A 14571-nucleotide genomic window follows, 5' to 3' on the forward strand; every position below is an offset into this window, starting at 1 on the left:
AGGCAGAAAACGAAAGCTCGTCTTCTGCCTTTTGTAATACTATTATTTCGTTTGTTGTTTATTAATAGACATAATGAACAGTCCAACAATCCCACCAACTAATGGAAGCATAATTTCTCCTGCTAAATTAAAGTAGGAGCTTAAGAATAAACCATTTACATCGATTACCCAGCCAGTAACATACAATAACATCATATATAGTACGAAATAAAACTCGCGATTTGAAATCGTTTCATGTTGTGCAGTTTTCATAATGAACACCATCCTTTTCTTTTATAATGGAATATAAACTGTCACATTTTGTTCACATTTCGATTGTAAAACTTTCCATCATAAAAGTCTAGTAGTTTGTGCCGAATTTTCGAACGGAAATAAAGCGCTATCATTATAGCGTATAAGTACGTAATAAGAGCTGTATATTCACGAATGTAGTATAGTATAAACATAGAATGATAGTGAAGAGAGGGGCAAAGACAATGACAGTTTATGATTTTTCAGCTAAAACAATTACAGGTGAAGAAAAATCGTTAAAAGATTACGAAGGAAAAGCACTTCTTATTGTAAATGTAGCTAGTAAATGTGGTTTCACACCGCAATATAAAGGATTACAAGAGGTGTATGATAAATATAAAGACCAAGGACTCGAAATACTCGGGTTTCCTTGTAACCAATTCGGGGGACAAGAACCAGGTACAGAAGCGGACATTACTAGTTTTTGTGAATTAAACTACGGTGTAAACTTCCCAATGTTTGCAAAGGTTGATGTGAAAGGTGATAAGGCTCATCCTTTATACACATACATGACAGAACAAGCACCAGGTTTACTCGGTATGAAAGCAGTGAAATGGAATTTTACGAAGTTTTTAATCGGAAAAGACGGGAAAGTAGTAGGGCGTTTTGCGCCGCAGACGAAGCCGGTAGATTTAGAGGTTGAGATTGAGAAGGTACTTGGAGAATAATTAGGAGTTTCACTTTATTAAAAAACGTCTCAAAGAACAATGTAGTTCTTTGAGACGTTTTCTTTAAACTCACATTTTCAAGATTAAATAACTGTATCAAAGCCATCTGATTTAGGTAGAGAACCTGCTTTTTTCATAAGCACTTCCCATAAGTGTACGGATGTCTTCCATTCTGCTGCAGCCTGCCCCTGTTGATATATAGCGTTCTCATAACTGGCAGTAAGTTGTTGCATATCGGCCGATTTGTAAAGTGTATCGATATGGAGAGCGTATTCTCGGAATGTTTGACTTTCACCCCGTGGTATGCCAATTCTCGCAAATTGTTTTAAAAGTGCACCGTAAGCTTTTTGATAAACAGCATCATCTTTTCGGTATCTATAGAAATGAATAATAAGAAATGTCATCCATTTCATTCTAGTGATAAAGAGAATGTATCCCATAATACTAATTAGTATCGTAGAGAGGAATACGTACCACCAAGAAAAACTAGTTTTAGAATTTGTGACCTTTTTAGTAGAAGCTTCTTCTGTATGTTCTATTAAACTTTTAAGTTTTGCTTCATTATTTCGTTGGTGTATTTGCTCGTTATTAGAATTATTTGCTTCGCTATTTTGTGAAATAGGAGCAGGCGTATTATTTATAAAATTATAGGGATTGGTAAATCCTTTTGTTGGTTCGAATGGAATCCATCCGTATCCTGGGAAATATACTTCGACCCAAGAGTGTGCGTTATCGTTCGTGATTGTATAAACATCCGCACCTTCTGCAGAGGCAAGTGTATTGTCAAGAGTTCCTTCTGTATAGCCTTTTACCCAGCGAGCAGGAATCCCGGCAGAACGAAGTAGTACAATCATAGACGTCGAAAAATTATTACAGTAGCCGCTTTTTGTATCGAAAAGGAATTGATCTACATAATCTTGGCTTTTGGCAGGAAATAAGACATTCGTTGATTCGTATGTAAAAGAGTTGTCTGTGAAGTAATTTTCAATAGCTAATACTTTATCATATCGGTTGTCTTTATCATTTGTAAGATTGGCAGCCAAGTCTTTTACGCGCTGTGGTAATGACTCGGGAAGTTGTGTGTACTTTGTCATAAAATAAGGATTTGTTTCTTGACCTTCATTTGTTTTTACAGCTTTCAAGTTTTCTATGGAAAACTCAGGGATCTCATATGTTACTTTATACGAATGTAAAGTAGTAGAAGAGTCTCCATTCATTGTATAAATTTTTTCTGAAAACGAGTTAACACTGTATGATACATCAGAAGAAGCCTCAACTGATACTAATCCTGCTGGATAGGTAAGGTGAGGATAACTTTTTAGCATGGTAATTGTTGCCTCAGTCGTTTCCGTTTTTGTATTTTGTTCGTACCAGCTTACGACGTCGTTTTTATTTTTAAAAGAAACCTTTTTCGGATTTTCAGAAATTTCCCAGCCTTTTCCTGTATAAAAATCTTTTGTTTCTACTCGCCAATATTGTTTGTTTTGCGTTCGTGCTGTGAAAATAATTGTAGGATCCGCCTTAAAAGGACCACCTAATCGCGAGTCATCTAAACCATACCCAATTGTAGAAAATTTTTGTTCTTTACTTGCTTCAGATGTGTTGAATTTTAAAAAATCCATTGGGTTTGGCCATTGAGGGCCAAATTTTGGAGCAAAGTATGCGATGGTTGCTAATAATACAATAAATATTGTAAGTGGTCTAAGTAATTTTGAGATTTCCCTAGCATAATTTTGTAAGTGTTCGCGCTCTTTTATTCGTTCTACTTGAAGAAGACTAAGCATAAAAAAGCCGATGACAACAGTACGAATAATAGCGTAGTTTGCATTGTATAAATGTAAGTTATGAAAAGTTGCGATATAAATAATAGTCAATACAAGAAATAAAAACCCACGTTTTTTATGAATAATCCAAAATGAAGTGAAAGAACTCAAAAACCAAAATGAGAGAAAAAATAAAACCGTCGGAAAAACTGGAGAAATATCTAGTAAATTCCCTTGGAAAAATAGGGAGGAATTTCGAGACATATCAGAAAAGAGTGTTGTTAGCCAAGATGGATTTATAAAAGCATTTTTATAATATAGGGAATGAATGATAAATAGGACTGTGACAATTTTTATTGGAATCTGCCACCTCGTTTGAAAAAAAGAGAGAGCGAAGCAAATTCCTATAAATGTTACGAAAATATCTAATCTACCTACATTTGTAATACCTATAAGAGGTCTTATCCATTCTAGTAAAAGAAGAAATACACATGCATGCATGAAGAATTTGTTCGTATCCCACTTGTATTTTGCTTGTAATGTTATCATTTGCTCACCTCAAAAAACACGTTTGTATACCGGTTTTCATAAACCGTGTTTACAAATATTTGTCGTTTTTTTAGAGTTTCTAATATACTGAGTTCTCGGTGTGAAAGTTGATTCGCTTTTTCTTTCACGACAAAAATCATACATTTTCTATTTCTTATAGCAGCACAATCAGCCGCCTTTTGAATATCGGGAGAAAGATTACTTGTCACGAGTATAACCGTGACGGGCTCATAAATTTTTCTTAGTTCTATTTCTACACTCTGGGAGAGCGGGAATACACTGTCTGCTTGTACTTTTGCTAAATGACAAAGGATTTGTTGTAACTGCGTATCTCCATTATCTAAAGGGAAAATAGTTTGTTCTTTTCCGATAGACACGAATGATGCTGGTGAATTTTGTTTCAAGACAGCCCTTACGATAGAGGCAGTAAATGTGACGACTGATTCGAATAGAGGAGACTCGGTTCTGTCTATGAATATCATGATATTATGGCTGCGCTGTTGTTCAAACTCTTTTGTCATAATATTGTTTGTTCGTGCAGTTGCTTTCCAATCAATCCATGAAAAGCGATCTCCAGGTTTATAGTCTCTGACACCGACAGAGATTGTAGAGTCTTTTGCAGAATTTATATTTGCTGAAAGCGCTCCTTGTTCGAAATGATTTTCCAATTGTCGATACGCTATATCTACATACTGGGGATAGACTAAAAATGTATCTGGAACTGAAAAAGTTACTTCTTTCTCCATCATGCCGAATAAATCGCCAGTTTTGACACGAACGCTTGAAAAAGTGTGCTCGCCTCTAGGGATTGTGTCAATAACATATTGAAACGAAATATTTCGTTTCAATCCTGGGAAGAGTACTACCTTATTCATCTTTGTTTGTTTACAACTTATAAATTGTGGTGGCAGTTCATCTTCTATAACTAAATAAAGTAAGGGAAAAGGAAATTTTCTTTTTATTGTAATCGTGCTTACAAATTGTTCTCCTACTACATATCCATTTTGGTTTGTTGTTCGTTTTACTTCAGCGTCCCGTAAAGCGTAGAAGGGGAGTAGTAGTGAATAAAGAGCAATGGGAATTGTGCTGTAAAATAAAAACCAACTTACAAACCCTCCTTGAAACATAGCGTACACAAATGTTAAGACTAGGCATAAAGGGAGTAGCAATAACTTCATAACGTGATATAGCGCTCGCAGCATTTGTTTCATCAAGGGTTCATCGTCCTTTGAGTCGGCACGGTAGTTCGTGCAACGATTTTTGCGATAACTTGTTCTCCTGTTATCCCTTCAAATTTTGCTTCCATTTTTAGCATGAGCCTATGCGCTAAAACGTAAGGAGCTAAAAATTTAACATCGTCTGGAATAACATAATTTCTGCCATGGATAAATGCATAAGCTTGTGAAGCTTTCATTAAAGCAATTGAGCCACGTGGACTTGCTCCTAGCTGTATAGAGCTATACGTACGAGTCTGATTAACAAGCTTTACAATGTAATGCTTAATTGCTTTGTCCATACTTACTACCCGTACGCTTTGTTGTAAATAAAGTAATTCTTCTATTGTAGTAATGGCCTGTAATTGAGAGAGTGGATTTGTTTTTTCCATCCGGTTTAAAATTTCAAATTCTTCTTCTGGTGTAGGATATCCCATTTTTAGTTTCAATAAGAAACGATCGAGCTGAGCTTCTGGTAGAGAATATGTTCCTTCATATTCGACCGGATTTTGTGTAGCCATGACAAAGAACGGCTTTGGTAAAGGCCTTGTAATGCCATCTATTGTAATATTGCCTTCTTCCATACATTCAAGTAAAGCAGATTGTGTCTTAGGAGATGTACGATTAATTTCATCAGCAAGTACAAAATTCCCCATAATTGGTCCAGGCTTGAACTCAAATTGGAGCTCTTTCGGATTATAAATAGAAACTCCTGTTACATCTGATGGCAGTAAATCAGGTGTAAATTGAATTCGCTTGTAATCCGCATCAATGGATTTAGAAAGAGCACGTACTAGCATTGTTTTGCCGACACCAGGAACATCTTCTAATAGCACATGACCTTCAGCTAAGAGAGCTGTCAAAGCTAAGATTGTTTCTTTTCGTTTTCCGACCATTATTTTTTCAATATTATTGATTATTTTTTCTACAGTGGGATGTAATGAATCAAGCTGGGGCATCGTAATCCTCCTAATTTTATTATCGTTTTCTAATCTATTTAGTGGACAAATTTATAATTATATTTGCAGGTAGTAAAAATTTTGTCATTAATTCTAAGAATATTCAGAATATTTATTTCGATTACATCTAGTATAATTGTTTCCGTAACTAAGGGCAATACAGTAAATAATGATTTGTAGTTTTATGTAAAATATGTCTGGATATAAAATAGTATTGTTAAAGAAAAAATTCCTTATATACAATTTCTAAACTCTTTCTTATGGCAGTTTTGAAATAATATCAAAACTCTTTTTTATATATTTATAAAGAAAAACGTAGGAATTTCTCCTGCGTTTTTCTTTTGCAAAATAGTCGATACCTCAAAATACCATTCTCCTAATAATCACGATTAATCATAACCCTTCAAAACGGAATAAAAGATTTTCTCACAAACTTATTTTCTACTGAATTTTTGACAATCTCTTGAACTGTGCGAAATGTCACATCTGTATTTTACAACCTCTCTTATAGTAAGGGTATGTAAGAGAGACGTATTAAAGGAGTGAACAGTATGAAGAAGAAACCTTCAGCACTAATGAGACGTTTAAAATATTTTTCACCAATAGATCGTTATAACGATAATCATACTCAAGAAACATATGAAGATCGTGAATGGGAGAATGTGTACAGAAAGCGTTGGCAGCATGATAAAGTAATTCGTTCTACACATGGTGTGAACTGTACTGGTTCATGTAGCTGGAATATATATGTGAAAGATGGAATCGTAACTTGGGAAGGACAGGAGCTTAACTATCCAACTACAGGTCCAGATATGCCTGATTTTGAACCACGAGGATGTCCGCGTGGAGCGAGTTTTTCTTGGTATATTTATAGTCCACTTCGTGTGAAATATCCGTATGTACGTGGTGTTCTTTGGAGTATGTGGCAAGAGGAATTACAAAATAACAAGTCACCACTAGATGCTTGGAAAAGCATTGTGGAAAACCCTGAAAAAGCACGCAAGTATAAGCAGGCACGTGGTAAAGGGGGATTCATTCGTGCGAATTGGGATGAAGTGTTACAACTTGTTTCTGCTTCATTACTCTACACAGTAATGAAATACGGTCCAGACCGAAATGTTGGTTTTTCACCAATTCCAGCTATGTCGATGTTAAGTCATGCTGCTGGTAGTCGTTTTATGCAACTTATGGGCGGGCCAATGCTTAGTTTCTATGATTGGTACGCAGATTTACCACCAGCTTCTCCTCAAATTTGGGGCGATCAAACAGATGTACCAGAAAGTAGTGACTGGTATAACTCTGGTTACATTATGACATGGGGTTCAAATGTACCGATGACGAGAACACCAGATGCTCACTTTTTAGCAGAGGTTCGATATAAAGGAACGAAAGTCGTTTCTGTCAGTCCTGACTTCGCTGAATCTACAAAGTTTGCCGATGATTGGATTAGTGTAAAACAAGGTACAGATGGTGCACTTGCGATGGCAATGGGGCATGTGATCTTACAAGAGTTTTACGTAGATAATCAAGTGGAATATTTCACAAAGTATGCGAAGCAATATACTGATTTTCCTTTCTTTGTCACATTGAAACAAAAAGGAGATCAATTCGTTGCTGATCGTTTCTTAAACGCTTCTGATATTGGACGCGAAACGAAGTTAGGAGAATGGAAGCCTGTTCTTTGGAACGAGAATACGAATGATTTTGCAACACCTCAAGGCACAATGGGCTCACGTTGGGATAACGAAAAGAAATGGAACTTGCGTTTAGAAGATGAAGAAACAGGTGAAAAGATTGACCCACGTCTTTCTTTACTTGGAATGGAAGAATCGATTGGAACTGTACAAATTCCGTACTTCTCTGATGATGGAAACAAAGTATTAGAACGTACAATTCCAGTGAAAAAGGTTATGACAGAAGAAGGCGAAGTGTTCGTTACAACTGTATACGACTTAACGTTAGCAAATTACGGCGTGAACCGAGGGCTTGGCGGACAAGAGCCGAAAGACTTCAATGATGATGTACCGTTTACACCTGCATGGCAAGAGAAAATGACAGGAGTGAAACGAGAACTAATTATTCAAATCGCTCGTGAGTTCGCACAAAATGCCGTTGATACAAATGGTCGCTCGATGATTATTGTTGGAGCTGGTATTAACCATTGGTTTAATTCTGATACGATTTATCGCGCAGTTTTAAATCTTGTTCTTCTAGTTGGAGCACAAGGAGTAAACGGCGGGGGATGGGCGCATTATGTTGGGCAAGAAAAATTACGACCAGCAGAAGGATGGCAAACAATCGCGATGGCAAAAGATTGGCAAGGGCCACCGAAATTACAAAATGGTACATCTTTCTTCTATTTCGTAACAGATCAATGGCGCTATGAAGATACACCGGTTGGACATCTAGCATCACCAGTAGAAGGCAACTCTCGTTATCAACATCACGGTGATTACAACGTATTAGCGGCACGACTTGGCTGGCTACCTTCGTATCCGACATTCGAGAAAAATGGGATTGAATTATATAAAGAAGCTGTTGCTGCTGGTGCAACAACGCAAGAAGAAATCGGAAAATATGTTGCACAAAGATTAAAAGAAAAAGGACTAAAATTTGCGATTGAAGATCCAGATAACAAAAACAACTTCCCGCGCAACTTATTCGTATGGCGTGCGAACTTAATTTCAAGTTCTGGTAAAGGACACGAATATTTCTTAAAACATTTATTAGGTACAACAAACGGGTTAATGAATGACGATAGTGATTCATTACGACCAGAAGAAATTAAATGGCATGAGGAAGCACCAGAAGGGAAGTTAGATTTACTCATTAACTTAGATTTCCGTATGGCTGGAACAGCGCTTTATTCTGATATCGTCTTACCTGCTTCAACTTGGTACGAAAAACATGATTTAAGTAGTACAGATATGCATCCATTTGTGCATCCATTTAATCCAGCAATCGGTTCACCGTGGGAAGCACGCTCTGACTGGGATATTTTCACTTCACTTTCTAAAGCTGTGTCAGATTTAGCGAAGAAAATTGATCTTGAACCAATGAAAGAAGTTGTTGCAACGCCACTTCTTCACGATACACCGCAAGAATTAGCGCAACCACTTGGCAAGATTAAAGATTGGAGCAAAGGTGAGTGTGAGCCAATACCAGGTAAAACAATGCCACAAATTCATGTTGTTGAAAGAGATTATAAAACAATTTATGACAAAATGACTTCGCTAGGACCAAATGCGGGAAAACAACCGATTGGTACGAAAGGGATTTCTTGGTCCGCAGAAAAAGAGTATGAGCAATTAAAGAGCCGATTAGGAGTTGTTCGAACGGATTCTATTGCAAAAGGTTGCCCAGACATAAAAGAAGCAATCAATGCTGCTGAAGCGGTATTAACACTTTCTTCTACAACAAATGGTCATATGGCTGTAAAAGCATGGGAAGCACTTGAAAAACAAACGGATTTAAAATTACGTGATTTAGCAGAAGAACGTGAAGAAGAATGCTTCACATTTGAACAAATTACAGCGCAGCCAAAAACAGTAATTACTTCTCCGGCCTTTACAGGTTCTGAAAAAGGTGGACGTCGTTACTCACCGTTTACAACAAATGTGGAACGCCTCATCCCTTGGAGAACAATCACTGGACGACAATCTTTCTACTTAGATCATGACATGATGAAAGAATTTGGTGAAACGATGGCAACGTTTAAACCGATTCTGCAACATAAACCGTTCCGTAAATCACGACCTGAAGTAGAAGGAAAAGAGATTACGTTAAATTATTTAACGCCGCATAATAAGTGGTCCATTCATAGTATGTATTTCGATTCATTACCGATGTTAACGCTGTTTAGAGGTGGTCCAACTGTTTGGATGAATAAAGAGGATGCTGAAGAAGCTGGTGTAGCAGATAATGATTGGATTGAGTGCTTTAATCGTAACGGTGTTGTTGTAGCCCGTGCTGTTGTAACGCATCGTATACCGAGAGGAATGGCGTTTATGCACCATGCACAAGATCGTCACATTAACGTACCTGGTACGAAATTAACAAGTAACCGCGGGGGAACGCATAATAGTCCAACTCGAATTCACGTAAAACCGACACATATGATTGGTGGATATGGTCAATTAAGTTATGGATTTAACTATTACGGTCCGACTGGGAACCAGCGTGACTTAAACGTTGTAATTCGCAAACTGAAGGAGGTAGATTGGCTTGAAGATTAAAGCACAAGTCGGAATGATAATGAATCTAGATAAATGCATCGGCTGCCATACTTGTAGCGTAACGTGCAAAAACACCTGGACAAATCGTCCAGGTGCTGAATATATGTACTTCAATAACGTAGAAACGAAGCCTGGAATTGGTTATCCGAAACAATGGGAAGATCAGGAGAAATATAAAGGCGGTTGGGAATTGAAAAATGGTGAAATTCAGCTGAAATCTGGTTCGAAAATGAAACGTCTTATGAACATTTTCCACAATCCAGATCAACCAACAATTGATGATTATTTTGAACCTTGGAATTATGATTATGAAACGTTAACAAATAGTCCGCAACGTAAGCATCAACCAGTTGCTCGTCCGAAATCAGCAATTACAGGCGAATTTATCGACAAAATTGAATGGGGTCCAAACTGGGAAGATGATTTAGCAGGCGGACATATAACAGGATTGCAAGATCCGAACGTAAAGAAAATGGAAGAAGAAATTAAAACAGATTTTGAAAACGTCTTTATGATGTATTTACCACGCATATGCGAACATTGTATGAATCCCTCGTGCGTATCATCTTGTCCATCTGGTGCGATGTATAAACGTGAAGAAGATGGGATTGTTCTTGTCGATCAAAATGCATGTCGCGCATGGAGATTCTGCGTATCATCTTGTCCATATAAAAAAGTGTATTTTAACTGGCAAACGAATAAAGCTGAAAAATGTACAATGTGTTTCCCACGTATTGAAGCGGGTATGCCAACGATTTGTTCGGAAACATGTGTAGGACGTATTCGGTATATTGGGGTAATGCTATATGACGCTGACAAAGTAAAAGAAGCAGCTTCTGTTGAAGACGAAAAAGATTTATATGAATCTCAGCTTACTGTTTTTCTAGATCCAAATGATCCAGAAGTGGCAGCTGAAGCGAAAAAACAAGGAATTCCTGAAGAATGGATTAAAGCGGCGCAACAATCGCCAATTTATAAAATGATTATCGATTGGAAAATTGCTCTACCTCTTCACCCAGAGTATCGTACAATGCCAATGGTTTGGTATATCCCGCCGCTTAGCCCGATTATGAATATGGTGGAGGGAAAAGGTAGTAACTGGCAAGCAGAAGAGATTTTCCCTGCTATTGATAATATGCGTATTCCAATTCAATATTTAGCGAATTTACTCACTGCGGGGGATGAATCACACATTCGTCTTACATTGAAGAAAATGGCTGTTATGCGAACGCATATGAGAGCACTTCAAATTAATAAAGAGCCAAATGAAGCTGTATTAAAAGAACTTGGTTTAACGAAACAGGATGTAGAAGATATGTATCGTCTTCTTGCCATCGCGAAATATAAAGATCGCTTCGTTATTCCGACATCTCACCGTGAACAAGTGGCAGATTTATATAGCGAACAAGGAAGCTGTGGTTTATCATTCACAGGTGGTCCAGGCTCTTGTATGACAATTTCTTAAATAAAGGGGGCAGAAAATTATGAAACAAAGTTTACAAACAGCTTTTTCTTGTTCTTCTTTTCTTCTCTCCTATCCCGAACTAGGGTGGAGAGAAGCTTTAACTGAATTGCAAGAAGAGGTTGAAACAATAGAACAGGAAGACGTTAAAGCGTCACTTACAGGCTTTATAAAGCAAGCGCTAGATAAAACGAATGATCAACTCATTGATAGTTACGTATATACATTCGATTTTGGGAAGAAAACAAATATGTATCTTACTTATATGAACACTGGTGAACAAAGAGAAAGAGGTATTGAATTACTAGAGTTAAAACAACATTATAAAAAATCAGGTTTTAGCGTAACAGATAAAGAACTACCTGACTATTTACCACTTTTACTTGAGTTTTTTGCAAATGCAAATGAGCAAGACAGTGAACCAATTATGAGTAAATACACGGAAAATATACAAGCATTACATGTTCAATTAAAAGAAGCGGGTAGTATGTATGAACCAATTCTTGCGTCTGTGCTACTCGCTATCGAAACATGGGGTGTACAGACAAATTAGAAAGGAGCGTTGTCAAAATGATGGATCAATTTCTTTGGGTATTGTTTCCCTATATCATTTTTGCGATCTTTATCGGTGGACATATTTTTAGATACAACTATGATCAATTTGGATGGACATCAAAATCTAGTGAACTATTAGAAAAGAAGATGCTCCGGGTCGGAAGTCTATTATTCCACTTTGGGATCATGTTCGTAATTGGCGGCCATGTTATGGGGATTTTAATTCCAGAAGCTGTATATCGTTCAATAGGTATTTCTGAGCATATGTATCATGTAGTAGCAATTAGTTTTGGGCTTCCGGCAGGTATTGCTTCTATTATCGGTTTAATTATATTAACGTACCGCCGTGTAACAGTAAAGCGTATCATTGCAACGAGTACAAAGGGAGATTATATTGCGCTTATTTTATTACTTATCGTAATGCTAGCAGGACTTTCTTCAACATTTTTAAATATAGATTCAAAAGGATTTGATTATCGTACAACGATTGGCCCTTGGTTCCGAAGTCTCTTTATTCTCCAACCGAAAGTTGAATATATGATGGAAGTACCAGTATGGTTTAAAATTCATATTCTTGCAGGAATGGGTTTATTCGCAGTATGGCCATTTACAAGACTTGTACATGTATTTAGTGCCCCAATTAAATATGTAAGCCGTAGTTATGTAATTTACAGAAGACGTATTCCTAATGAGTTGAAAAAATAATACTGCTGTAAACGGATAGGAGCTAATGGTTAAAACGAAACGAGGTCTAATATGGAAGGCCTCGTTTTTGTTTATATAGGGAATAACCGTTAATAAGTAGCTTAAATTGAAAAAAGATTAGCATCTAAATAAGATGCTAATCAATGCTACAAACAGAGGCAGAGCAATCTTCACAAGCAATTTCACATTTTAAAAATTGTAAATCGTGGATTGTAATCTTTCCTTTATGAATAGAAATTGTACCTTGCTTTTTTAATTCATTTAACATTCGATTTACACTTTCACGTGAAGTTGCACAGAAATTAGCAAGTTCTTGATTCGTTAATGGTAAATCGATGAGAATCCCATTTTCTTTTAATACACCGTAACTATTTGTCATTCGTATAAGAGTAGAATACAGGGCACCTTTTTTGCCGTGTAATACTAAATCTCGGAACTTCGTTTGCATTCTTCTTAAATGTTCACTAATCCATTTCATAAATTCAAATACAAGTGCGGGTTTTTGGAGCAATGCTTTTTCTAAGGTTTCACGCTTTATAACCCCTACTTCAACATCTTCAAGGCATTTTGAATTTAATAAATACTTCGCATTGTCCGTGAATAATGTTAATTCTCCAATAATGTCGTATGCCGAACAAATACGGAGTGTTAATTCTTGCCCGTCAGCACTTAATTTACTAATTTGTACTTTTCCTGAGTGGATGATATAGAGCTCTGTTGCCTCCATACCTTCTTGAAAAATAAAACTACCTTTTTTAATTTGCATTTTATATTCAACAGATGCAAGTAATTCTTTTAAATCTTGAGATAATGTCATACTGTTTGCCACAGTGATCACCTTTCTTCTTATAAGCAATACATTTCCTATTTTGAGTGTAAGTATGATGAAAATGCAAGAGCTATTTTAAAAATACATTGAAATTTCAATGACCGTAAGGGGAAGTGATTTTCAATTTTTAGTTTGAAAAATTCAATAGACAAAGTGGATGAGATTAAAGATGTGAACAAAATTCGAACGGATTTGTGAAGAATTTTTGAATGGGGAAAGTAATGTGAGAAAAGTCACATTGAATATGTAGCTTCTTTTTTATAATGAAGGCAAATAAAAAAATGAAAGCTTACTAAGGATTACAGCAGAAAAGAAGGGATATAGATGCACGAGAACATGAAAGATTCTTTAGAACGTCCACTTCAAGATTTACGTATTTCAGTTATTGATCGTTGTAATTTTAGGTGTACATACTGTATGCCTGCTGAAGTGTTCGGACCTGATTACGCTTTTTTACAGGAAGAGCTTTTATTAACGTTTGATGAAATAGAAAGATTAGCGAGATTATTTATAAGTCTGGGAGTCAATAAAATTAGGCTTACTGGCGGTGAACCGTTATTGCGTAAAGACTTACCGATGTTAATTGCAAGACTTGCAAAGCTAGAAGGCTTAAAAGATATTGGACTCACAACAAACGGTATTCATTTAGCAAAACAAGCAAAGGCGTTAAAAGAAGCGGGATTAAAACGTGTAAATATTAGTTTAGATGCGATAGAGGATTATGTCTTCAAAAAAATTAATGGACGAAATGTAAATACAAAACCTGTACTGAAAGGAATTGAAGCAGCAAAGGCTGCTGGATTAGAAGTAAAGGTAAATATGGTCGTAAAAAAAGGAATGAATGATAGTCAAATTCTTCGTATGGCTCGTTATTTTAAAGAACAAGACATTCAGCTCCGTTTTATAGAGTTTATGGATGTGGGCAGTACAAACGACTGGAACTTTGAACAAGTTATTACGAAGGAACAATTAATAGAGAAGATTAATCGCGTATATCCAGTTGAGCCTGCTCAGCCTCGTTACTTTGGAGAAGTTGCGAAATTGTATCGATATGTAGGGAGCGATGCAGAAGTTGGGTTTATTACTTCAGTATCTGAGTCATTTTGTTCTTCTTGTACGAGAGCTCGTATCTCGGCAGACGGCAAGTTTTTCACGTGTCTATTTGGAACGAAAGGAACGGATTTGCGAACGCTTCTTCGAGGAAATATTTCTGATGCATCACTATTAAAAATTTTACAACATACATGGCGATATAGAACAGATCGATATTCAGATGAAAGAACGGCGGAAAGTACAAATCAACGTCCAAAAGTTGAAATGTCCTACATTGGCGGATAGTGA

Annotated in this window: 11 protein-coding genes; 6 read left to right on the plus strand and 5 right to left on the minus strand. The window is 36.6% G+C overall.

What is annotated here, in order from left to right:
* Nucleotides 1-42: 42 nt before the first annotated feature.
* Nucleotides 43-252, minus strand: coding sequence for a DUF3925 domain-containing protein (locus tag CN409_RS05795; protein ID WP_000844984.1), 210 nt, complete (start codon nucleotides 250-252; stop codon nucleotides 43-45).
* Between the two features lie 224 nt (nucleotides 253-476).
* Here CN409_RS05795 and bsaA point away from each other — a divergent pair, with 224 nt between their 5' ends.
* Entirely contained in the window at nucleotides 477-959 is a 483-nt protein-coding gene (gene bsaA, locus CN409_RS05800; protein ID WP_000219434.1) for a glutathione peroxidase, read from the plus strand.
* Nucleotides 960-1042: 83 nt separating this feature from the next.
* Here bsaA and CN409_RS05805 read toward each other — a convergent pair whose 3' ends face one another.
* The 3 genes from CN409_RS05805 to CN409_RS05815 are packed head-to-tail and all read right to left on the minus strand — an operon-like array spanning nucleotide 1043 to nucleotide 5444.
* Nucleotides 1043-3271, minus strand: coding sequence for a transglutaminase TgpA family protein (locus CN409_RS05805; protein WP_097980860.1), 2229 nt, complete (start codon nucleotides 3269-3271; stop codon nucleotides 1043-1045).
* Nucleotides 3268-4482, minus strand: a complete 1215-nt coding sequence (locus CN409_RS05810; protein ID WP_000812152.1) for a DUF58 domain-containing protein — start codon at nucleotides 4480-4482, stop codon at nucleotides 3268-3270. The genes CN409_RS05805 and CN409_RS05810 overlap by 4 nt, the downstream gene beginning before the upstream one ends.
* A complete protein-coding gene (locus tag CN409_RS05815) occupies nucleotides 4482-5444 on the minus strand; it encodes an AAA family ATPase (protein WP_081143543.1) in 963 nt (320 codons plus the stop codon). Before CN409_RS05815 ends, CN409_RS05810 begins: the two co-directional genes overlap by 1 nt.
* Nucleotides 5445-5995: 551 nt before the next feature.
* On the opposite strand from CN409_RS05815, the gene CN409_RS05820 reads away from it, so the two are divergent.
* From CN409_RS05820 to narI, 4 genes are read left to right on the plus strand one after another with little or no spacing between them, the layout of a single operon-like run.
* The gene (locus CN409_RS05820) at nucleotides 5996-9679 is read left to right on the plus strand and encodes a nitrate reductase subunit alpha (protein ID WP_000729101.1); all 3684 of its coding nucleotides are present in this window, start codon (nucleotides 5996-5998) and stop codon (nucleotides 9677-9679) included.
* The gene (narH, locus tag CN409_RS05825; protein ID WP_000692656.1) at nucleotides 9669-11144 is read left to right on the plus strand and encodes a nitrate reductase subunit beta; all 1476 of its coding nucleotides are present in this window, start codon (nucleotides 9669-9671) and stop codon (nucleotides 11142-11144) included. The genes CN409_RS05820 and narH overlap by 11 nt, the downstream gene beginning before the upstream one ends.
* A 19-nt stretch (nucleotides 11145-11163) precedes the next feature.
* Nucleotides 11164-11694, plus strand: a complete 531-nt coding sequence (narJ, locus tag CN409_RS05830) for a nitrate reductase molybdenum cofactor assembly chaperone (protein WP_000814227.1) — start codon at nucleotides 11164-11166, stop codon at nucleotides 11692-11694.
* A 17-nt stretch (nucleotides 11695-11711) separates the two neighbouring features.
* Nucleotides 11712-12401 (plus strand): respiratory nitrate reductase subunit gamma, encoded by a 690-nt coding sequence (gene narI, locus CN409_RS05835; protein ID WP_000969224.1) that lies wholly within the window; start codon nucleotides 11712-11714, stop codon nucleotides 12399-12401.
* 136 nt (nucleotides 12402-12537) lie between these two features.
* Here the strand turns inward: narI and CN409_RS05840 are convergent, their stop codons facing one another.
* Nucleotides 12538-13230, minus strand: a complete 693-nt coding sequence (locus tag CN409_RS05840; RefSeq protein ID WP_000013863.1) for a Crp/Fnr family transcriptional regulator — start codon at nucleotides 13228-13230, stop codon at nucleotides 12538-12540.
* A gap of 324 nt (nucleotides 13231-13554) precedes the next feature.
* Between CN409_RS05840 and moaA the strand changes: the two genes are divergently transcribed.
* Complete coding sequence (gene moaA / locus CN409_RS05845) at nucleotides 13555-14568, plus strand: GTP 3',8-cyclase MoaA (protein WP_000545009.1); 1014 nt, start codon at nucleotides 13555-13557, stop codon at nucleotides 14566-14568.
* Nucleotides 14569-14571: the final 3 nt, after the last annotated feature.

Origin of the sequence: Bacillus sp. AFS012607, assembly GCF_002558005.1 — a bacterium.
GTDB lineage: Bacteria > Bacillota > Bacilli > Bacillales > Bacillaceae_G > Bacillus_A > Bacillus_A thuringiensis_S.